The following is a 22,317-nucleotide window of genomic DNA, read 5'->3' on the forward strand; positions in this document are numbered from 1 at the left end:
CCATCGATGCCCAGGGGCATCGCGGCGCGCACCTCGAGAAGACGGTGAAGGTGCGCGATGACCTCCTGCCCGACCTGTCGTTCTCGCTGCAACAGGTGGCTTCCGGCAACGTCGTGGAGGGCTCGGTGGTGCAGGTGCTCGCCACGGGGTTGTCCACGTCGCGCGAGTGGCGAGAGGTTCGCTTCGAACTCCAGGAGGAGGTGACCGGGAACGGAGAGACCCACTTCAAGGTGTGGGACGAGCAGCGCGTCGTGGGAGAGCCCCGCGTGGCCTCGCTGCGCACGCCACTCGACCGGAGCGGGTACAACCTGCGGGTGGTGGCGGTGGCGATCGACACCGAGGGCCACGAGTCGCGTGCGAACCCGTTGCGCCTCATCCTCTTGGAGGACGTGGACGTGCCGGTCATCCAGCCGCTCGTCGTGGAGCCGGCGGAGGGCCGTGTCTCGGCGGGCTCGTGGTTGACCTCGAGCGCGATCGTGACCGAGGCGGGAGGCCTGGCGTGGCTCACGCAGCAGCTCACGCTGGATGGCACGGTGGTGGCCAGGGGCGGCTCCGTGCTGCGCTACCGGCTGCCCGAGTCCACGCCCGCGGGGGCGGTGCTCAAGGTGGTGGCCAGCGCGATGGACCGCGCGGGCAACGCCAGCGCTCCGGTGTCCGCGACGTGGTCGGTGGTGGGACCGGTGATTCCGCCGGCCGGCGGGGTGACCGTGCCGCGGTTCGCCCAGGCGGAGCAGCTCGTCGTGAGAGGGGATCGGGTGTTCGTCCGGACCGCCACGGGGCTGACCATTGGCTCGTTGCAACGGGGTCCCTCCGCGTCGCTGACGCCGCTGGGGAGCTACACTGCTCCCGCCCATCCCGAGGGCCTGGCCGTGGTGGGCGATCTGGCCGTGCTGGCCTATGGCGGCGCGGGCCTGGAGATCCTCGACGTGTCGGATTCGAGCAACCCGAGGCGGGTGGGTTTCCTGGCGGGCAACTGCACCGGGGTGGCGTCCAGCGGAAACCGGTTCCACGTCTCCATGCCGGATGTCAGCTACAGCGTCCGGCTGCTGGATCTGTCGGATCCGACGAGGCCGTTCACTTCCGAGGTGGATTATGCCTTCAGAGGTGAGGGCGACCTGCTGCCGGGACATCCCGACGGCGTGTTCACCGTCAGGAACAACTCGAATACGTTCTACGCGACGATTCGTGGCGCGGACTTCTCGGCGAGGACGCCTCAGTTCACCAGTCCGGAGATGGTGCGCTCGGCGGATCGGGACGACGACTGGCTGATCACGGTGACGCAGAAGGCGCTGTATCTCTACGCGTACGATGGCTTCCAGGTGAGCTCTCTGACCCTGGGGACGGCGGGCCGGGTGGTACGGGTCGCACGCGGGTTGGCCTACGTTCTGGGTGACGATGGGCGTCTCCGCGTCGTCGACGTGCGTGAGCCCACGAAGCCGTCGTTGCTCTTCCTGCAGGACCTGGACGGGAGCGACCTGGCCATCTCCGGCGAACTCCTGCTGGTGGCGACCGCGCAGGGAGTGGTGGTGGGGCGGCTGCCATCGCCGCCCGCCAGCCCGGCAACTGGGCCTTCGGCGACGCTGTCCCTGACGACCAAGGGGCTTGCCGACTACCGTGGCGGCGTCCTGACCGCTTCCGGCAACACCCTGCGCTACCTGGATCTCGGCCTTCCCTCGCAGTTCACCGAGCGCACGAGCAAGACCGTCACGGGCATCATCCAGCAGGTGGAGCGCGTGGACCGTGATTTCTACTTCCTGGAGAACGCGACCCTGAGACAGGCCGTGCAGGAAAGGAACGGCACGCTCACGGTGAAGGACTCTTCCTTCCTGACGTCCGCGGGCTCGATCCAACGCTTCGCTGCCTCCCGGGGCCGGCTCTGGGCCATCGGGGGTTCGAAGGTGTCCAGCCTGGTGCTGCCGCTCGCGAGCAACCCGGTGTCCGTGGTGCTCCCCAACGCGACCGTGGACGTCGCGGGTGACGAGCAGCGCGCGGCGGTCGCACACGGCCTGGAGGGCTGGAGCCTGGTGGCCGTGGATGGCGCGGGCAACCTGCGCCGGGCGGCGGCCTTCCCGAGCATGAACGTGAAGGCCGTGGCCTTGGAGGATGACCTGGTGGTCACCGCCAACGACGAGGGCTTCACCACCTGGCTGCTGGAGAACGGGGCGGTGTCCAACCGCTTGTCGGTGCCGACGTCGGGCGTGGTGAATCGGGTGCGGCTCTTCGGGCGGCTCGCCGTGTTGAGCGAGGCCTCGCGAGGCGTCACGGAGGCCCGGACGGAGGTCTTCGATTTGAGTGATCCCGACGCGCCGCGGCTCGTGGCCAGCTATCCCGCGGGGGTGGGGCTGGATGCGATCCTGAGCGGTGGGGAGGTGGTGGTCGCCGACGCGGCGCGTGGCCTCCAGCGCTTCGTGTTGCCGGCCACGGGCGCCCTCCCGTCGGCGCGGCTCATCGCTCCGGCGCCAGGAACGGAGGTCCAGGCTGGAAGCATGTTGCTGGTGGTGGGCGAGGCGTCGGGTGTCGACCTGGATGACGCCGAGCTGCTCGTCGACGGAGTGGTGGTGGGCACGGTGGATGAGCGCGAGCTGCGCACGAACCTGAGGGTTCCCAAGGGAGCCGCCGCGGGTGGTGAGCTGTCCCTGCGGTTGCGGACCCGGAGCGCCAATGGCGCTTCGGCGCTCTCGGCGCCCCTGAAGGTGAGGGTGGCACCGGTCACCCCGGCGGCACTTTCTCTCTCCTTCGATACCTTCACCCCGGACTGGCTCGAGTTCCAATCCGGACAGAGCGTCACCCTGAAGGTCTCCGCCACCACGGGGGCCCTGGCCCCCATGCGGGCAACCGTCTGGCTGCGTGACAACCAGAAGCAAACGGATCTCTTCCTGGGCGAGCTCCCCTGGAACGGGGGGGCGCTGAGTTCCTTGTCGACCCCGTTCCGGCTGCCCGTGGTCGCGGCCACGGCCCCGACTTCATTGGCGGGCACCCTCCGGGTCGAACTCGTCGACGCGGCGGGGCGGACGGCCACGGTCTCGCGAAACCTCTCCGTGTTGAGGAGCGTGGCGCCCCCGAAACCAACGGGCTTGCCAACGACGCTGCGTGCCGGACCGACCGTCAACTGCGTCACGGGCTCTCTGGCGGCGAATGGCCCGTCCACGTTGTCGATGTGGCTGGGCTCTTCGCTGGTGGCGGCGAACGAGATCTCCGCCTCCGGCGCACTCTCCGTCACCCACTGCTTCGTGCTGCCCGAGTACCGGGAGAACCAGACGGTGAGCATGAAGCTCGTGGCGCAGAACGCCGCGGGCGAGAGCGCGCAGTTGTCCAACGATGCGATTGCCGTGCTTCCGGATGGAGATCCGCCCACGGTGAGCTTCTCGTCGGATTCCCGGTATCCGCCCGCCAAGGCGGATGAGGGGGACATGATTCGCGCCACCGTGACGGCGTTCGACACGGACTCGGATCTGGCCTTGATCGAGGTCTTCGCCAACGGGCAGAAGATTGGCGAGTCGACGACCAGTCCCGTCTCGGTGGATTACCGGGTGCCTCCGCAGACGGAGACGATGCAGGAAGTCGTCTTCACGGCGAAGGCCTGGGACCGTCGCGGCCGGTGGGCTGAGGCGTTGCCTCGGAAGACCGCGATCCAGCCCAACACTCCGCCCGTGCTGACGTTCACTCCCATGGGGGGGAGTTCCCTCACCGTCGGTTATCCCGAGAAGTTCTGTGTCAAGGCGGTGGATGCGTCGGGGATGATCAAGAGCCTCACGGCCACCCTGGACGGTATTTCGCTCGGCTCGCCCACGAGTTGTGAAACGGGGTGCCTCGAGGTCTGCGCGACCTTGCCCGTCCCTCAACCTCCCCAGAACTCCCAGCTGCGCCTCAGCGCGACGGCCACGGATGGCTTCGATATGACGGCCACCGGCAGCGTGTCGTACACGGTCAAGGCGAATACCCTCCCCGTGGTTGGCATCAACACGGACTACCTCGTCGCCAACACCCTGATGCAGCTCTCTGGCCAGCTCTCCGATGACAAGCCGCCCTTCGCCTGGGCGGAGTTCTTCGTGGATGGCAGCTCCGTGGCTGGACCGGTGCCCTCACCCGCCAACGGCACGTTCCGCCGTGATTTCACGCCGTCCGCGGGTAACTCCTCGGTCGAGCTCAGGCTCGAGGCCATGGATCGCGGTGGGGGATTCAACAGCATTGCTCGGTCCGTGCCCGTCTTCCCCGCCGGCACGGGAGCGATGTGTGCGCAGCCGGTGCCGTTGTGGAAGTGGGGGGCGGAGTCCAAGACCTGGCTCCAGCTCTCCCAGACGACCACCGACACGTTGGAATGCGCCTTCGCGAGCAAGAACGGCACGTGGGTGTCGCTGCCGTTCGATGGACCCGTCGAGGAACTCTCCTACAGAGCGCCGTCCGCCGTGAGTGTCATGCGGGACTGCCTCGGTGGCACGGGACTCGAGTGCGTGAACTACGGGGTGAACAAGCTGACGTTCCTGCCGGCCGATGCGCGACTCTTCATGCACCGCTCATCGGACAACTCCGATGAACTCGTCCTGGTGAGCGCCAGGCTGGGGACGGGGGCGATCTGCGATCCGTCGCCGACGAGTGCCTTCACGTGCGCCTATGGTGGCAAGTGCCTCCAGGATACGGCCGGGGTCTACCGCTGCTGGACCGAGGCGTGCCGCGACCATCTCGACAACGACCACGATGGGCGGACGGACTATCCGGCGGAGCCGGGGTGTGACTCGCCCACGGACAATGACGAGACCGATCCCTCCGTGATGCCCGTGTGCTCCAACGGCGAGGACGATGACAGGGACGAGCATGGGGAGTGGCCGACGGATCCTGGGTGCACGAGCGCTTCCTCGCAGAGCGAGCTCGACGGCACTGGCGAAACATGCGCCGCGCCCGCGGGCATTGGCGCGGCATCGACCGAGGTCCCTCTGCCCTCGGCGGGCGGCCGTGTCTTCAGGTTCTACATGCCCGGCCGGGGGACGTTGATGGCCTCCACGGGCGCAACGTCCATGGTGCTGCGCCAGGGGTGTGATCCCGCGGGAAACCCACTCGCCTCCATGAGCAACGGACGGCTCTCGGCCAACCTGTCGGCGGTGGGCAACTACCACCTGTTCCTGAATGGAACCCAGGACACCCGGCTGTGGGTGAGTGGAGTCCTCGCCTCGGGGACGACCTGTGATCGATCGCTGCCCTGGTTCGCCTGCCAGGCGGGAGAGACCTGCAAGCAGGTGGAGGGTGTGGATCGGTGTGCCCGGCCGGCCTGCTCGGACGGTAGGAACAACGATGGAAGCGAGGACTCGAGGATTGACTATCCGAATGATCCGGGCTGCTCCTCGCCGCTCGATGACAACGAGTCCAACCCGAGCCCGCTGCCTGCGTGCGCCAACCAGTACCCCGGCAATCCCAACTGCACGAGCGCCGCGGACGTGAGCGACAGCGAAGCGCTGGAGTGCGTGAATAACGTCGATGATGACGGGGACGGGGATAAGGACGCCGCCGACAAGAACTGTGGCGAGGACAAGAGCATGGAGGCCGTCTGCCGTGAGCCTTCGTCCTCGGGCAGGCTCTCCAGCGTCCTGCCCGTCTTCGTGGGGGGCTCGACGGTGGGACAGCCTGCGCGGCTGAGCGGCTCGTGTGGACGCACGGAAAGCTCGCCGGAGCGTGTCTACGAGTGGGTGCCACCCGTTCCGGGCACGTACCACTTCGAGACCTTGTCGAGCACTCACGACACCGTCCTTCACCTCAAGAAGAGGACGTGCCTGGGAGCACCGATCATCTGTGATGATGATGGGGGAGAGGGGAATCTCTCCATGTTCGAGATCTATCTGGATGGTTCCCCCGTGGCGGTCATCGTCGAAGGCTACAGCGGTGCTTCGGGCTCCTTCACGCTCGGCATCTGGAAGACTGATGAGATCGGCCTGTGTGGCAACGGCATCGACGACGACCTGGACGGCAAGTTCGACTGTCAGGACGCCGACTGCTCGGCCACCGCCGCCTGCACCATGAGTGGAGTGGCACGATGAAGAACGGTCTGGGTTGGGGACGCTGGGCGTCGTTGGGGCTCGTGCTGGGGCTCGTGGCGTGTGGCGATCGTGACCGGGTGGCGAAGGTGGGGCGCACGGAGCTGCTGCGTGCCGACCTGTCGCTGTACATGACGTCCCACGGTGGGGAGTTGGAGCCAGCCCAGGCGTTGGATGCGTTGGTGGACAGGTCCCTGCTGGAGGAGGGCGCGCGCGAGGCGGGCCTGCTGGAGGACCCCCAGGTAGCGGCCCGGGTAGCGGCGGCCCGCCGCGAGGTGCTGGCCAATGCCTACCTGGACAAGGTGGCGGGGGCGTCCAGCTCCGAGGAGGCGCTGCGGCAGCGCTATGAGGCGCAGCGGGAGTCGCTCGCGCGCAAGCAGGTGCACGTGGCGCACATCATCGTGAGGGTCCAGCCCGGCACGGACGCGCGGACGCGGGCGGAGGCCCGGGCGCGCATCAACGCCATCTACGCGAGACTGGTGGCGGGAGAGGACTTCGGGGCGGTGGCCCGGGAGTCCTCGGACGACGCGGCGACGGCCCAGCGGGGAGGGGAGCTGGATCCCATCCTGGAGGGGCAGGTGGAGCCCCGCTTCTTCGCCGCGGTGGCGGAGTTGAAGAAGGGCGAGCTGTCCAAGCCCTTCGAGACGGCCTTCGGGCTGCACGTGGCCCGGGCGCTGGAGGCGCCCCGGACCGTGGTGCCCGAGTTCGAGGAAGTTCGCGGCCAGCTGGCGGCCGGGTCGCGCAGGGAGGCCGAAGAGGCGCTCATGCAGCGGCTGCGGAGTGAGATTTCAGTGAAGCGTTATCCAGAACACCTGGCCGACATGGCCGGGCCGAAGCAGTCCGAGGGGGAGAAGTCCCGATGAAGCGGTGGACGTGTCTGATGAAGGCGTTGCTCCTGGTGGCGCTGGCCGCCGGGTGTGGCAGGGACACGGAGACCACGGCTCCGGCTTCGGCCCAGGCTCCGGCTGCCATCGCGGTGCCGGCCAAGGCCACGGTCCTGCGTTCCCATCAGCAGGGGTGGATCGCCCCCGCCGGAGTGGCCACGGAGTCAGCGCGGTTGGGTGCCGAGGCCGGAGCGGTTTGCGACGCGATGCCCAAGGAGCAGGTGTCGCCCGCCTGGCGCAGTGGCACCCTCGTGGGGGATGGCGACACGCAGAGCGCGCGGTTCAGGGCCTCCGAGGGCGAGCCAGGGCTGCTGGTCACCGAGGTCGAGGTGATGCCCAGCCCACTCGAGTCGCCCGCCACGGTGACACTCAACGGCGTGGTGATCCCCCTCGCGGCGAACAGCCGGCTGCAAGTGAAGCGGGTGAGCCTGAAGTCGTTGAACGATCTCGAGGTGGTCACCCAGCGGGGCTTCCATGTGCGTGTGTCCGTCGCGGCCACCAACGCGCTGCCGTGCGTGCTCGCGGACGTGGGCCCGGTGAGCGAGCCCCAGGTGACCCGGGAGCAGACGTTCTCCCTGCCGGATCCATGGGCGCTCGGCGTCCTGGTGGTGGATCTCCATGGCGCCGGTGCCAACGCGAGCGTCGTCTTCAACGGAGAGCTCATGCGGGACGGTATGTCCCCCACGTTCAGGGGCTCGTTCGCGAAGGTGGTCGAGCTTCGGGGCACCAACACGTTGCAAGTCACGTCACTGGGCAAGCACGACAGTGCCGTGCGCGCGGCGGTGTTCAACGCGGACACCCTGCCGCCCATGTTCGAGCTCATGAGTAACGAGGGCGATGACCTGTCGACCATCGGTGTCCTCACGGTCGAGGGAATCGTGGACACGGACGTCACCGCGGTGAGCGTGTCCGGCGTGCCCGCCTCCGTGAGCGCGGGTTTCCTGAGCGCGGAGGTGCCGCTGGTGGAAGGCACCAATGCCATCGTCACGGCCGCCCGGGATTTCTGTGGCAACGTCGCGCGCACCTGTCGCGCGGTGGAATACGATTCGATGAATCCCGTCGTCACCGTGAGCGGAGTGCTCAATGGCGAGACGCGGCCGGGGCCTATCAACCTGTCCTGGTCATCGAGCGATGCGCGTCTGGTGTCCACTTCCGTGACACTCGATGGCGTTCCGTTCACCGGGACGAGCGTGAGCAGTGTGGGGCCGCACGACCTGGTGGTGACGGCCACGGATCGATCCGGGCGGTCCACCAGCAAGTGGGTGCAGTTCACCATCCATCCAGGCGGGCCCGTCATCTCGGTGTCAGGGGTTCATGACGGGGTTGTCGCCAGGCCACGGCGCGGCGAGGTGGTTATTACCTTCAGCTCGTCCGTGACGGCCCAGTTGTCCGCCACGCTGGACGGCGTTCCCATCATCAGTGGCACCAATGTGGTCGCGCTAGGGAACCACTTCCTGCGGGTGAAGGCGGTGAGCGGTGGGGTCAATGGAGGAGTGTCCTCGACGGGCTCCCTTTCGTTCGTCATCGATGGGACCTCCCCCAAGGTGACGTTCTCGGACGTCGAGGAGGGCTCGAAACACAATCAGCCGGTGTCGGTGAAGTTCAGTGCCACGGACGCCCATCTCCTGGACACCTCGGTTTCCGCGAGTGTGGATGGCTTGCCGTTCGCCAGCGGGGCGCTCGTCTCCTCCGAGGGCAATCACACCCTCGAGGTGGTGGCGAAGGATCGCGCTGGGTACGTCGTCACCTCTCAGCGGCAGTTCACGCTCGATTACACCCCGCCAGACGTCCAGGTGTCTGGCGTTGTCGATGATTCCCTCGGCCGGGAAACGGTCACGCCCATCATCCAGGTGACGGACCTCCACCCGGCCCAGACGGAAGTCTCGTTGAACGGCAATCCCTTCTCGAGCGGCACTCCGGTGTCCGGAGATGGCGAGTACCTGTTGAGCGTGAAGGCGACGGACGCGGCCGGGAACAAGACGTCGTTGCTGAGGCATTTCTCCATCGACAAGACGGCACCGGACATCGAGGTGGATGGCATCCAGGACGGCCACCACTACAAGAACGCGGTCACCCTCGTTTACACGGCGCTCGATACTCATATCAACTCCTCCTCCACTTCCGCCACCCTGAATGGCCAGCCATTCGAGACGGGCGGTACGGTGTCCACGCCTGGCGAGTACACGCTCGTGGTGACGGCTCGCGACACGCTGGGCAATAGCGGTTCGAAGACCTTCCGCTTCGTTCTGGACTTCGAGAAGCCACGAATCCAGCTCACGGGAGTGGCCGACGGCGGCTTCTACAAGGCTCCGGTGACTCCGGTTGTCTCCGTCGAGGATTCGTATCTGGACAAGTGGGAGATGACGCTGGACGGGCAACCCCTGCCGCCGGGAACGGCCATTTCGGGCCCGGAGATGTCGCACACCCTGGTGGTCACCGCCCGCGACCGCGCTGGCAACGAGGAGCGCGAGACCTTCCACTTCACGTTGGACTTCACCGCTCCCGAGGTGCACGTCACGGGCATCCAGAAGGGCGAGCGGCGCAACACGTCAGCCACCATCTCCTATTCCGTCCAGGAGCTGAACCTCGAGGCCGTGACGGCCCTGGTGGACCACCAGGACGTGTTCCAGGGCGGCACTTCGGCAACGGTTTCCGCGCCCGGCAAGCATTCGCTCGTCATCACCGCTCTCGACAAGGCGGGCCACGAGACCGTGGAGAAGTTCGACTTCGAGATCGACACCACTCCGCCCGAGATCTCGGTGGAGAGCCCCAACACCTATCCGGACACCTACGGCACGAGCAGCTCCGAGGTGGAGCTGGTCGTGAGCGTGAGAGACGACGGTCCGCTCGGCGCGGTGAGCGTGGCGGGCGGGCCGCTCGTGCGAGGGACGGATGGGAAGTACCGCAAGACCCTGCCGCTGAACGATGGCCTGAACACCTTCCAGGTGGTGGCCTATGACGAAGTCGGCAACTCGAAGACGTTGCCGGTGTCTGTCTTGCGTGACGGCGAGGCCCCGCGGATCTCGGTGAGTACGCCCGCGGAGGGCGCCTTCGTGGGCGCGCTCTCGGTGAACGTGGTGGGCAAGGTGGAGGACGAAACGTATGCCGGAGCCAAGGTCCAACTCACCCTGGCGGGCTCCCCGGTGGCGGTGGCGGCGGACGGTACGTTCTCCACCGGGCTCACGCTGCAGCAGGGGTACAACACCCTCCAGTTCGTGGCGACCGACAAGGTGGGCAACAAGGGCACCTTGCGGCGGACCTTCCTGGCCAATGCCACCCCGCCGACCCTCACCCTCAGCGAGCCCGCGGAGGGTTTCACCTTCACGGGCAGGTTCGTCACGGTGCGCGGCGTGGCGAAGGGAGCGGACGCCGCGGACAAGCCCACGGTCCTGGTGGAAGGACAGCCAGCCGCGGTCGGCAGTGGGGGCGCGTTCTCCTATTCGCTCGAGGTTCCGGCGCTGGGGGAGAGGACGATCGCGGTGAGGGTGACCGACCGCTACGGCCTCCAGACGGAGGTGCTGCGGCGGATCGTTCGCGAGGCCTCCGCGGATGGCGGGTCGGACGAGAGCGACGCGGGCGTGGAAGTGGATGCGGGCACGCGGGCCGACGCGGGCACGGGCCCTGATGCCGGGACGCGCCCCGATGCGGGCACGGGTTCCGATGCGGGGACGCCTCCGGGCCAGGATGGTGGCTCGTCCGGTACGGACGCGGGGACCCCGTTCGAGTCCGCTCCGTCGCTGGTGGTGGAAGCCCCGGCGGATGGGGCCGTGCTGGGAGGGACGAGCTTCACGGTGACGGGTCGCGTCCAGGACGGCACGTTGCCGCTCCAGGTGATGGTCAACGACGTGCCCGCGGTGGTGTCCTCGCGCTACTTCAACGCCACGCTCGCGCTGGAGTCGGGGGACCATCCGGTCGTCATCAAGGTGACCGACGCGCGGCAACGAACCGCGACCGTGACGCGCCACATCAGCGTGGACCGGAGCAAGCCCGACCTGAAGATCACCGAGCCTTCCACCAATCCCGCGCTGGTGAGCAAGAGCCCGTACGTGCTCAAGGGCACGGTGTGGGATGCGCATCTGGCGGGAGTGTGGGTGCAGGGCGTGCCCGCGGTGGTGATCGCCGGCGGTTTCTCCGCGCCCGTGTCCCTGAAGGCGGGCTCCAATTCGATCTCGGTGGAGGCGCGAGACCTGGCCGGCAACCGCGAGGTGCTGGTGCAGGAGCTCTCCATTCCGAGCGTGCCGCCGGAGTTGCGCATCGTCACGCCGGCGGATGGCGCCGAATCACCGACCTCGAAGGTGCTCGTCCAGGCGGAGGTGACCTCCGGCACGCCTCCCTACACGGTCAACATCGGCACGGAGCCGGCGACGCGGGGCGCTTCGGGTCTCTTCGAGGCCCAGGTCTCGTTGATGGTGGGGGAGAACACCCTTCGTGTCTCCGTCTCGGACTCGCTGGGGTTGTCCTCGGAGCGCAGCGTGGTGGTGCGCTACCGCCAGCTCTCGAGTGAGCCCCTGGTGGTGACGGACATCGAGCCCAAGACGGGCGCGACCGACGTCGAGACGGACGCGCTGGTGAGCGTGGCGTTCAACAAGCCCGTGGATCCCACCAGCATCACTCCCGACACCTTCGTGGTCCAGGCGAACGGCTCGCGCCTGGCGGGAGGCTTCTCGGTGGCGCCCGGCGCGCAGACGGTCACCTTCGTCGCCCAGGAGCCCTTGCCCCCGGGGCAGCGGCTCACCGTGCGGATCCAGGATGTGCGGGCTCCGGCGGGCAGCCTGGGCATGTCTGGCACTTTCGGCAGCGAGTTCACCGTGCGGCGCCCGCTCACCCTGGCGCGGGGCGTGGTGCTGGACGAGCGTCTCCAGCCATTGAGCGGCGTGCGGGTGGAGGCCGTGGGACAAGGCCTGTCCACGCGCACGGGTCCCGATGGAAACTGGGCACTGCTGGGGGTGCAGGGCGACCGCCAGGTGGAGCTGCGCTTCGAGGGGGGCCTGTCCTCGGAGGGCCGCGCCTATACCACCGTGCGCCGGCAGCTCTTCATCACGCAGGAGAAGGAGACACAGGATCGGCCGTTGATCCTCATCCCCTTGCAGGAGACCTCCGCGCAGCACGTGAACGGGGCGGCCGGTGGTGAAGTGACCTTCGGGGGCGTGCATGGGGCGATGAAGCTGAAGGTGCCCGAGGGAGGCTTGGCCTTCGCGGACGGCTCCACCTCGGGCGTGCTCACCGCCACGGAGGTGCCGACCTACGCCCGCCCGGTGCCGATGGAGGACCGGGTGGCCCCCTCGGCGCTGTGGCAGCTCGGTCCCGAGCGCGTCCAGTTCCTGCGCGCCATCCACCTCACCCTGCCCAACCGCACCCAGCTCGAGTCCGGGCGGATGGTGGTGCTGCTCGCCTTCGATGAGCGCCGGCTGGCGCTCAAGCGCGTGGGCTTCGGCCATGTCAACGGTGAGGCCATCGAGTCGGATGGGGACATCTCGGTGACCTCGATGGAGCTGTTCGGCTACATGGAGCTCACGCCCAAGCAGCAGGAGCTGGTGGAGGCGGCGCTCGCGAGCGCGGGCGGGAGCACGGGCGGCGGGAGTCCTGGTGGCACGGGGAGCCCTGGCGGTGCGGGAGGCACGGGCTCGGCGCTGGACGGAGGTCTGGGCAGGTGGGTGGTCCCGCCGCCGGCCACCACGCCAGCCTCCTTCTTCGGGAGGCTGGGCGAGCTGCTCATCGGAACGTCCCACGCACAACTGCTGCTCGCCGGCATCGCGATGGGCTTCAGCGCCATGGACACCGTTCCCTTCGGTCCCGCCCATATCTGGGGGGATGTGCGGACTCCCCGCGCCGTCGAGACGAAGCTCACGCTCACCCAGCCGAACATGGTGCCACCGCCGACGGGCGTCGTGGTGAACCTGCCCCTCGCCGAGCCCATCGCGTTCACGGTCCAGTACGACTCGGACGAGTCCGTGGATCTGCCGGGCGCGACGGCGGAGACCGTGATCGCGTCGCTCAGCGCGAAGGGACCGGACGGGCTCGCGATCGGCGCCGAGCCGGGGGAGCAATGGGTGGTGCAGGGCGTGGACGAGGTGACCCTGTCCAGCCGGGTGTACCTGCCGCTGGGCACCAGCACGATCAAGCTCTCCGGAAGGACGCGGTTCGCCGAGCGGACCCTCCTGCTGACGGCCCGCCTGGAGCCGATTGCTCCGGATGCGGGGGAGACGCCCACCCAGGCGAGGCTGACGTTCACCCAGGAGGCGGACAGCTTCGACTCCGACAAGCTCCAGGGGGCGGTGCGCTTCGGCGGCCTGCGGGTGAACATCACCAGCGCGTCGGATGGCGTCGCCGCCACCGAGGCCAATGGCAGGTACTCCACCCTGATGCAGGCGCCCGCGGTCAACACCATGGGCATCGCGTGCGCGGAGGTGCCGCTGGGCAACCGCTACCTGGCGCGGCTGGACAGCGCGGGCAACACGCACTTCGACAGCGTCCCGGGCTCCTTCGCCACCTGCTCGCCCACCTTCATGATGTCGCCGAGCACCAGCTCACGCGCGGACGTGCTCGTGGATCTGCGCATGCTGTTCGGGACCGTCACCTTCAAGAACAGGGATGGGCGGGCGGTGCCGGCGGTGTGCCAGGACGTCACCCAGACGGAATGGGACACGGCCACCGGTGAGCTGCGCTCCATTTCCGAGCAGGACGTGGCCACCACCGAGGTGCACTTCTTCCGCGAGGACAACCTCGAGCTGCCCATTGCCCAATACACGGTGGCGCACCCCAACACGGAGGAGTGCGCCGACCCGGATGCACCGCCGCCGGGCAACAAGCACGGTTATTTCTCGCGGGTCCGGTTGGGGCCCACCAGTACCGTGTCCCGGGGCACGCGTGAGCGCTGCGCGGCGCTCGCGCTCAAGAACCCACGCACTCCGGAGGAAGACGCGTTCCTCAAGAGTGACTGCTCCGCCAACGGCAGCAGCTTCCTGCGCCTGTCGACGGGAGACCGGCTGGTGGTGTTCGCGGTGAACCATGCCACCGGCTACACGGGCATGAGCACGGTGGTGGTGCCTCCCATCAACCGTGAAGCACGCAGGGAAGATGGGACGTGTCCGCAGGACGCGCAGGGCAAGATTCCGATCCAGGAGGGCAACCAGACCTTCGAGATCTCCCACTGCACCCAGCAGGAACTGGGCATTGGCGCCCAGCTGGACATGTTCCCGCCGGAGATCGACGTGCGCGTGGAGCGGCGGGCCGGCGAGCAGGGACTGTCGCGGAGCGGGCAGAAGAACCTCATCCGCACGGGAGGTGCTGGGACCACGCGGGATGACTTCGTCCAGGTGAGCACCCACTGGCGGGTGCGTCCCACCCCGGCCGCGGGCGTGGACGGAGGGAGCGGGATCGATGGTGGCGTCGCGAGCAGGCTCGCGGCGCCGGGCGCCTCCGGGGGCGAGACGTGTGTGCGGGGCTTGCGGTCGGATGGTGGCGCGTGCAGCCCGGGCGCCCTGGTGGACGACGATGCGGACGCCGGCCTGCTGCTGCAGGTCTACTGCTCCGAGCTGCCGCCCGGGGCGACGGAAGAACAGCTGGCGACCTGTCTGCGTGACAGCGAGCAGTTGAGCGACGTGCCCAAGGGCGTTCCTCCGCTGGCGGGGCGGATCGTCCGCGTGACGAACAGCGCCGACGAGCAGGTCGTGGTGAGCACGTTCCCGGTGGCGCCGGGCCAGAGCACGGTCAACGTCCAGACGGCGCAGCGGACGGAAAAAGCGGACGGCAAGCAGGAGACGCGGAACAACCTCATCCGCGCCAACTACTACCTCCACGTGGTGGGCAATCGTCTCCTGGGCCAGAACACGGGCTCCGGGCCCGATGCTCCTCCGCCGGGCTTCCAGGAGTCGGACACGCCCGGTGAGAACCCACCCGGCATGCCGGCCAAGGCGCTCTATTTGAAGAACGTCTTCAAACGGAACGAGGGACAGGGCCAGCCCGTGGCGCGCTTCGATCTGTCGCGCGAGCATGAGTTCCGCATCCTGGACCTCGAGCCGCAGCGCGTCACCGCGCATGGCGACGGCAAACCGCGGGACCTGAACACAGACGATCAACCGGCGGCGAAGGAGCGGGATCTCTCCTATGAGTTCCTGGCGACGCTGCTCGAGCCAGGAGTCCCGGGACGCGCGGGCACGCTCAGCGGTCAGTACCGGGTGCGGTTGGGCGGAGATGACTACGGCATTGACTGCCCGCTCGAGGTGAATGCCGCGGACAATTCCATCACGGCCAATTGCGATGGCGAGTTCATCGGCGACGTGCTGAGCGCCAATGACATCCTCTACATCGAGCTGTACCTGAGCGGGAACTCGGAGAACATCCTCTACCGCTTCAACTTCTACGGCCTGGCGGCACGCAAGGATCGTCTGACGGCGTCCGCGGAGTTCACCGCGGAGGCGGCGGTGGAGCCAGACGCCGCGGATGGCACGCCCGCCAATGGGCGCCCGGTGTCGCAGCTGGCGACGACGAACTTCTTCGTCGAGCCCGCGCTGTTCAAGACGGGCGTGGTGAAGCTGTGCACCAACGAGAGCTGCAGCCCCGAGAACCGCAACCTCCTCAAGGAGGTGACGATGGCGCACCAGCCGGACGGCTCCTACAAGGTGACGGAGACGGGGCGGGGCCTCGTCAAGCAGGAGCTCCAGCAGGAGTCCAACTTCACGAGCACGGGGGCCCGGCGATTCAAGCTGCCCCTGCCGGCCCATCTGGCCAGCATGCCGGGCAGTGCGAACGCCGCGGTGCCCGTCTTCCTCGTCCTGGAGACGACGAAGGAGCGGACGGTGAAGCCTCTGGGCAAGCCGCAGGGCTCCTACAACGGCGCGAATACGCTCGCGGTTGGTCAGGAGACCGTGGCGGGTGTCAACCTCGCGGATGGACACCTGTCACTCGAGCACTCCGACTTCTCCATTCCCTTCCCGGGTGGCGGCTTCGGCTTCTCGCGCCTCTACACCAACACCGACAACGAGCCCAATCCGCTGGGCCGGGGCTGGACCCACAACTTCCAGGGGTTCGTGTTCGAGGAGAAGGTCGGCCGGTACATCGTCATTCTCGGTGGACAGGGGTTTGTCTTCCCCTCGTGCACCCTCGATCCGGACAAGGAGGACTACGGCAGCGTCACCACGTGCAAGACAGACAACACGCACGGCTTTGATCTGTCCGTGACCGCTCCGCTGAAGCTCAAGGACCACCAGGACGTGGTGCTCCTCACGATGCCAGACGGCCGGAAGCTGGAATTCAACCGCAAGGGCAAGAAGGCGAGTGAAGAGGGCAAGCGCCAGTGGTTCCTGACGGGCATCTCCGATGGCCATGGCCGGGGTGACGACCTGGGCTGGACGCGGCTCACGTACGAAGGCGACACGGATCGCCTGGCCTCCGTGGAGCACAAGGCGGAGGTTGGCGCGGCGGCGCTGTTGTTCACCTACGAGGAGGTGGACACGAGCCCCGAGCAGATGCCGGAGGAGATCCGCCGGCTGGTGCGCAACGACGACTTCCAATGGCTGAAGTCCGTGCAGCTGCGGCTCACCCACCCCGAGGGCACCTACACGGATGGGTACAAGGTCACCTTCAGCCATGACGTGACGGGCAACCTCACGCGTGCGGCGCGCGCTCTTCCCGGCTTCTCCGCGATCGAGCAACCGCTCCAGATCTACAAGTACGACTACCTGCCCGTGGCGGACTCACTCGGACCCACGGAGAAGAGGGAGTCGTTCAACGAGCTGAACAGCGTCCAGCGCATCCATGGCGCCAACGAGTTCGCGGAGGAGTTCGTCCAGTGGCGCGCGACCTACGAGCGCACGGCGACGCGTGCGCCCTATCCCCATCTGAAGACGCACGAGATGGTGACGGAGGTGTCCACCACGGGCATGCAGGGCGAGAAGCTTCAGATCGACTACCCGACGTCCAGACGTCGCGTCGTCACGCGGCCGGACGGGGTGGTGCTGACGCTGATGCTCAACCCGTCTGGCAACGTGAACTCCACGACCTCGCCCACGGGTGTCGAGGGCGCGGTGTGGGGCAGCGACGCGCGGGGAGGACCGGTGTTCTCCTCCGAGCTGTCGTCGCCCTCGGGCCGCAAGCTCCTGTTCACCCCCGATTCCCGGATGCGGCTCACGAATGTGGCCCTGGCCCCTCCTTCCCCGGGCACCAGGCCCGTGGCGGGGCTCGAGAACGGCGGGGAGCTGGCGCGGTTCATCCTGGATTCGACCTTCGGTGTTCCGAGCAGCAGCACGCTTCCCCAGGCGACGGTGGCGTCACCACGCAATGAGCGTGGTGATCTGCTGGAGACCTCCCTGGCGGCGGGTTCCGAGACGTACAAGATCTTCGAGGGGCTCGAGTACGACCCGGATGGCGTGCTCAAGCAGGCCAGGGATGCGCAGGGACGTCGCGTCCTCTATGAGGACTTCAACAGCCTGGGCCAGCCGCGGCGTATCACCCTGACGCTCTCCGTGGCGTCCGGAGACCAGGTGGCGGTCCGGGAGCTCGAGTACGACGTGCTCGGGCGGGTCCTGCGCTCGGAGGATGTGCGCACGCGAGAGGTCGAGACCTTCACCTACGATGGATTGGGACGGGTGTTGACCCACACCCGCTCGGGGTCTCCGCAAGAGGCGTGGACGTATGTCTATACCGAGGGGAATGAGACGCTCCAGGTCGTGGAAACACTGGCGCAGGTGTCGGCGACGGGGGGCACCACGGCGGCGCACAAGCGCACGCTGGAGTACGCGGATGGACTGCTGCGCTCGGAGCGCTTCCTCATTGGCGACCCGGCCCGCGAGGTCTCCCGGAGCTACACCTATGTCCACGGCAAGCAGGATGTCTTCACGGATGAAATGGGGAAGAGCCATCAATCCCATTACGACTCCGCGGGAAGACTGTGGAAGGTCACCTCCGGCGCTCTGACCGAGGCGGAGTACACCCTCGATGCCGAGGGCCGGCCCTATTTCGTGACGGATGCCCTGGGGCGGCGGACGACGATCGATTACGACGCCCTGGGCCGCGCGGTGTACTGGGACTGGGGGGATGGCGACACGGAAGAGGTCGAGCTGGATTCCCAGGGCACCCCCGTGCGCCGTCTGCTCGGCGGCCAGCACGCGGTCACGCTGAGTGACCTGGATCCGCTGGGCAATCCAAGACTCACCCGGAGCGAGGCCGCCCGGGGTGGAGTGAATGAGAAGCGCGGCTACGACAAGGCGGGCCGGCTGGTGTCCTCGAGGGACGAGGAACTCGGCCTGGAAGACACCTATGAGTACAAGGATGTGCTGGGCCGCCTGACGAAGCACGTGCGGACCGTACAGTCCATGACCCGTGGCTTGAAGCTCGAGGAGGTCCACACCTACCTCGATGCCCAATCCAATGGTGGACGCAATCAGGTGCGGGTGGAGCGGAAGGTGGACACGGGCACCGAGCCGGCTCAGCGCTCGGAGACCGTGCTGTACACCCTGGACACCGCGGGCAGGGTGCTGGAGGCGCAACGGACGGTCGATGGCCGGTTGGCGACGGACACCTTCGAGTACACCGAGCGTGGCCAGGTGTGGAAGCACACCTCCCCGAGGGAGGCGGGCACCACCACCCGGCGCTACGATCCGATGGGCAACCTCGTCCAGGTGACGGATGAGGAAAACCATGTCACCCGGTACACGCTCGACAACGCGGGCCGCGTGGAGGTGGAGAGCGGTCCGCATCCGGGCTTCAAGGCCACCTACGTCTACGACGAGCTGGGGCGGTTGAAGTCGAAGACGGTGGATGCCTACGGCATCCCCGCCCAGGGGAACGCCGCCGCGACGATGACCCCCGAGGCGAAGTGGACCTACACGTATCACCCGGACACGCACGAGGTCGTGGAGACGGCCTCGGTCGGGGCCAACCCCAGCACGGGAAGCCAGGCCTCACCCATCATCACCAGGCGCCGCTTCAACGCGCGCGACCGGCTGGTGCGCGAGGAGGTGTCTGACGGGAACGGGAGCCGGACGAGTGTGGTGCTGCTGGATGGCCCGTGGGAGAAGTCCATCTCGGTGAGCGAGGGGGACTGGCTGGCCACCACGACCTATGACCCGCGGGATGACCGGGGCCGGGTGCTCAAGGAGGTGGAGGAGTGGCGGGGCGGTGGGCAGAGCTACCGCTACCAGACGGAGACGAACTGGACGCTGCGCACGGGCGACCTTTCCTTCACGGACGACGCGGGCGGGCGGCACGAGGAGTACTCCGCGAAGGTGGAGGTGGACTCGCTCGTCAACGTGGTGAAGATGGAGCAGGGGGGACGGACGGACGCCTGGCTGTATGACGCGGCGGGCGTGCTGGCGAAGAGTGCCCCCGCGGGAGCTCCCGCCACGCTCTACTCGTACGACGAGGGACTGCTGAAGAAGGTCAGCTCCGGTGGCGAGGAGACCTCGTACGAGTATTACGCGGACGGACGGGTGAAGGCCCGGAACGAACCGAGCGGCCGGCGGATGGAGTATGACTACTGGGCGCGTGGCCTGGTGAAGCAGACCCGGTATGGGCTTCCCTCGGACACGGCCTCTGGACTCCAGACGACGGATTTCACGTACGACCCGAACGGCGCGCTGCTGACGGTGGCGTATGGGAATGGCCAGTCCTGGACACACAAGCGCGGGGCACGCGGTGAGCTGCTGGGCGTGACGCAGCCCGGGCAGGAGCGCTTCACGTATCAGTACGATGCCCTGCTGCGGCTGACGGCGGTGGTGCCGCCCACGGGCAGTGCCACCCGTGGCGAGACGTTCGCCTATGACTTCCTGGGACGTCAGACGCAGCGTGCGCGGGGTGGCGCGAAGTGGGTGACCACCTGGAGCGGTGGACTGGGAACCCGGATGGATGGCAACCAGGACACCGTGAAGACGCTGATGGACGGCCGGGGACGTGTGGCCCGGGTGACGTACCTGCAGGCGTCAACGCCTGCCGATGCGCCCCCGTCGCTGGGGGAGGTGGCGTATGCGTATACGTCGCTGGACCAGCCCTGGAACGTGGTGGAGAAGTGGGGCGCGTCCACCCAGGTGGTGAATGCCTATACGTACGATGCGCGGCGGCGGCTCAATGGGCAGACGCGAGGGACGGAGGGCATTTCCTATACCTATACGGCGAGCGATCAGCGCGAGACGGTGACGAGCGCCGCGGGCACGGTGACGTATGGGTATGACTCCACCACGGATCGGCTCGAGAGCATCAACGGCCCCGCGGGGCTGACGGAGCTGAAGTGGGAGCCCGGAGGCGAGCGGCTGACGGTGGTGTCGGGTGGGGGCCTGGTGGAGCGGCGCTGCTACGACGGCCGTGGGCGGCTGCGCCGGGTGCTGAACGCGGCAACGGATCCGGGGTGTGATGGGGCCCTGGCGTCGGTGACGCAGCTGCACAGCGGCTTCGAGTACGAGTACGACGAGCGAGGCAATCGCACGAAGGAGATGTACCTCGACGCGCAGTTGTCGAGCGGACTGGAGACGACGGAGTACGGGTACGACGAGGCGGATCGGCTCACGGGCGTGCGCTACCCGGGTGGCAGGGCGGTGCTGTACCAGTTGGGGAGTGACGGAAGCCGGCTGCGGGAGAAAGAGGCGGTCGGCTACAGCGGAGTGCTGACCCCGGCGGGCTTCGAGGCGGCGAGCGCGAGCAGGCATTGGCGCTATGGCTTCGATGCCCGCGGCGGTCTGGAGGGCATCTACGACGAGCTGAACCGGGACGGGAATGGGGCCGCGACGCGCACGGCCACGTACGTCACGGATCCGGTTGGCCGGCTGGTGCTGGAGGACACGGCGGGTGTCCGCAAGGAGTACAAGTGGGATGCGGCGGGGAGGTTGGTACGGGCGGCGGTGCAGCCGAAGGTGGCCGGAGCAGGGGGCGCGGTCCAGACGGCGACGTATGCGTATGGCTGGGACGGCTTGAGGGTGAGCCGGACGGCGGGCGGGGTGACCACGGGCTATCTGTGGGCGGATGGGGAGTTGCAGGAGGAGCGGCTGCCGGGTGGGGCGCAGCTCTACGCGCAGGGGGCGGGGCTGACGGTGGCGGTGGGGGCGGCCCGCGTCGCGCATGACGGACTGGGCAGCGCGGTGGGCCAGGCCGGGGCGACGGACACGCACTCGCGTTATGACGCGTGGGGCGGGTACAGGAAGGACGCCTCGCACTGGAAGGTGCCGGGGAGCGCGGAGGCGAGCCTGGGCTACACGGGCCATGCTTTCGACGCGGACGTGGACCTGGTGTACGCGCAGCAGCGTTGGTACCACCCGGCCCTGGGCCGGTTCCTGTCCGAGGATCCGGTGTTGGGGAACCTGGACAATCCCACGGGCCTGCATCCGTTTGCCTATGCCAAGGACAATCCGACGGGGTTCGTGGACCCGGACGGGCGGATACCGGTTGTCTCGGGTCTGATTGGCGGAGCGGTTGGAGGAATCATTGGCTGTGGAGTGGGGGCGTTGGGTGGGCAGAAGCACGGGTGCTTCAAGGGAGCTGCCGCCGGAGCATCCGCTGGCTTCATGGCGGGCTTGACCGGAGGCGCGTCTCTGCTGGGTTCCGCGCTGGTGGGCGGCGCGGGGATGAGCGTGGCCTCTGGTTTGGATGCGTATTACGAGGGCAGGTCGAACCGGGGAGTCTTCGGGGCGACGGTCCAGGGCTTTGGTATTGGGGCGGTCGCGGGTGTGGCGGGACACTCGGCGGGAGTGTTGGTGGGGGGAGCTGTCGGCGAAGCCAGCCCGTACCTCGGGTTGACGATGGGGCTCACCGAGGGGTTTGTTGACAACGCCTTGAGCCAGAACCTGAGCGTCGCGGCGGGTCTCCAGCAGGGCGAGGTGGATTACTTCAGCCCATTGCCTTTCATCGCGGGCGGGATGGCGGCCAAGATGGCGGCACCTTCTGTGGCTCGCTCTCTTGGACGTCTAAATCAGGCACTGGAGAACTTGAGGCAACCAACAACTCTGCAGTGGGTTGACTCTTCAGTGGAAGATGGTGCGCGCGGTCGTGCGCTCAGGGCCCGGAATGTAGTTGCTGATGAAAACATCGAAGCCGCAATGGAAGGGACGACTGCCGCCGAGGCCTCAGGCGGCGTGGGGCGTAATGCTGATTTTGTCTCGGACCTGCGGCATGTCAGCGGGAGGTCCGCGCAGGTTCGTAACGCGTGGATTCAGGAAATACTCAAGAAGGACATACCCAATGTGCGAATGACGCACGTTCCTCAGTACAATCCTTTCCTGAGTCCGTTTGCGTTGGCAGTGCAGCGGAAGGGAACGCAGATTGGGAAACGCTCCTTTGCGTCTAGGCGTGAATTGATAGACACGATCGTTCATGAGGAACTGCATCATAGATGGTGGTCTAGAGGTATTTATGGGCATCACAGTCCAGCGCTCGATGACAAGTTCAGCGCCACGGTAAAGCGCTATATGCGAATGAGAGGATTTTAG

The 22,317-nt window shown here is 67.6% G+C and carries 3 protein-coding genes (1 of these 3 running past the window's edge); all 3 read left to right on the forward strand.

Features of this window, described 5'->3' with window-relative positions; genetic code table 11:
* Tightly spaced (at most 17 nt apart), the 3 genes in view from F0U63_RS21275 to F0U63_RS21285 form a layout consistent with a single transcriptional unit that may run on beyond the window.
* Positions 1-6,026 carry the end of an Ig-like domain-containing protein gene (locus tag F0U63_RS21275; protein WP_395847736.1) on the forward strand. Its footprint begins 25,033 nt before the window's first position, so 6,026 of the gene's 31,059 nt are visible here — the last part of the coding sequence; the start codon falls outside the window, past its left edge; the stop codon is at positions 6,024-6,026.
* Positions 6,023-6,886: a peptidylprolyl isomerase gene (locus F0U63_RS21280; protein ID WP_395847737.1), complete on the forward strand. Its 864-nt coding sequence runs from the start codon at positions 6,023-6,025 to the stop codon at positions 6,884-6,886. The genes F0U63_RS21275 and F0U63_RS21280 overlap by 4 nt, the downstream gene beginning before the upstream one ends.
* Positions 6,887-6,903: 17 nt before the next feature.
* Positions 6,904-22,317, forward strand: a complete 15,414-nt coding sequence (locus tag F0U63_RS21285; protein WP_395847738.1) for an RHS repeat-associated core domain-containing protein — start codon at positions 6,904-6,906, stop codon at positions 22,315-22,317.

Origin of the sequence: Cystobacter fuscus (assembly GCF_044360685.1) — a bacterium.
Classification (GTDB): Bacteria; Myxococcota; Myxococcia; order Myxococcales; family Myxococcaceae; genus Cystobacter; species Cystobacter fuscus_C.

Bases quoted from the DNA above. Each gene is read 5' to 3' on its own strand.
- F0U63_RS21280 (WP_395847737.1), top strand. From the start codon at position 6,023: ATGAAGAACGGTCTGGGTTGGGGACGCTGGGCGTCGTTGGGGCTCGTG.
- F0U63_RS21285 (WP_395847738.1), top strand. From the start codon at position 6,904: ATGAAGGCGTTGCTCCTGGTGGCGCTGGCCGCCGGGTGTGGCAGGGAC.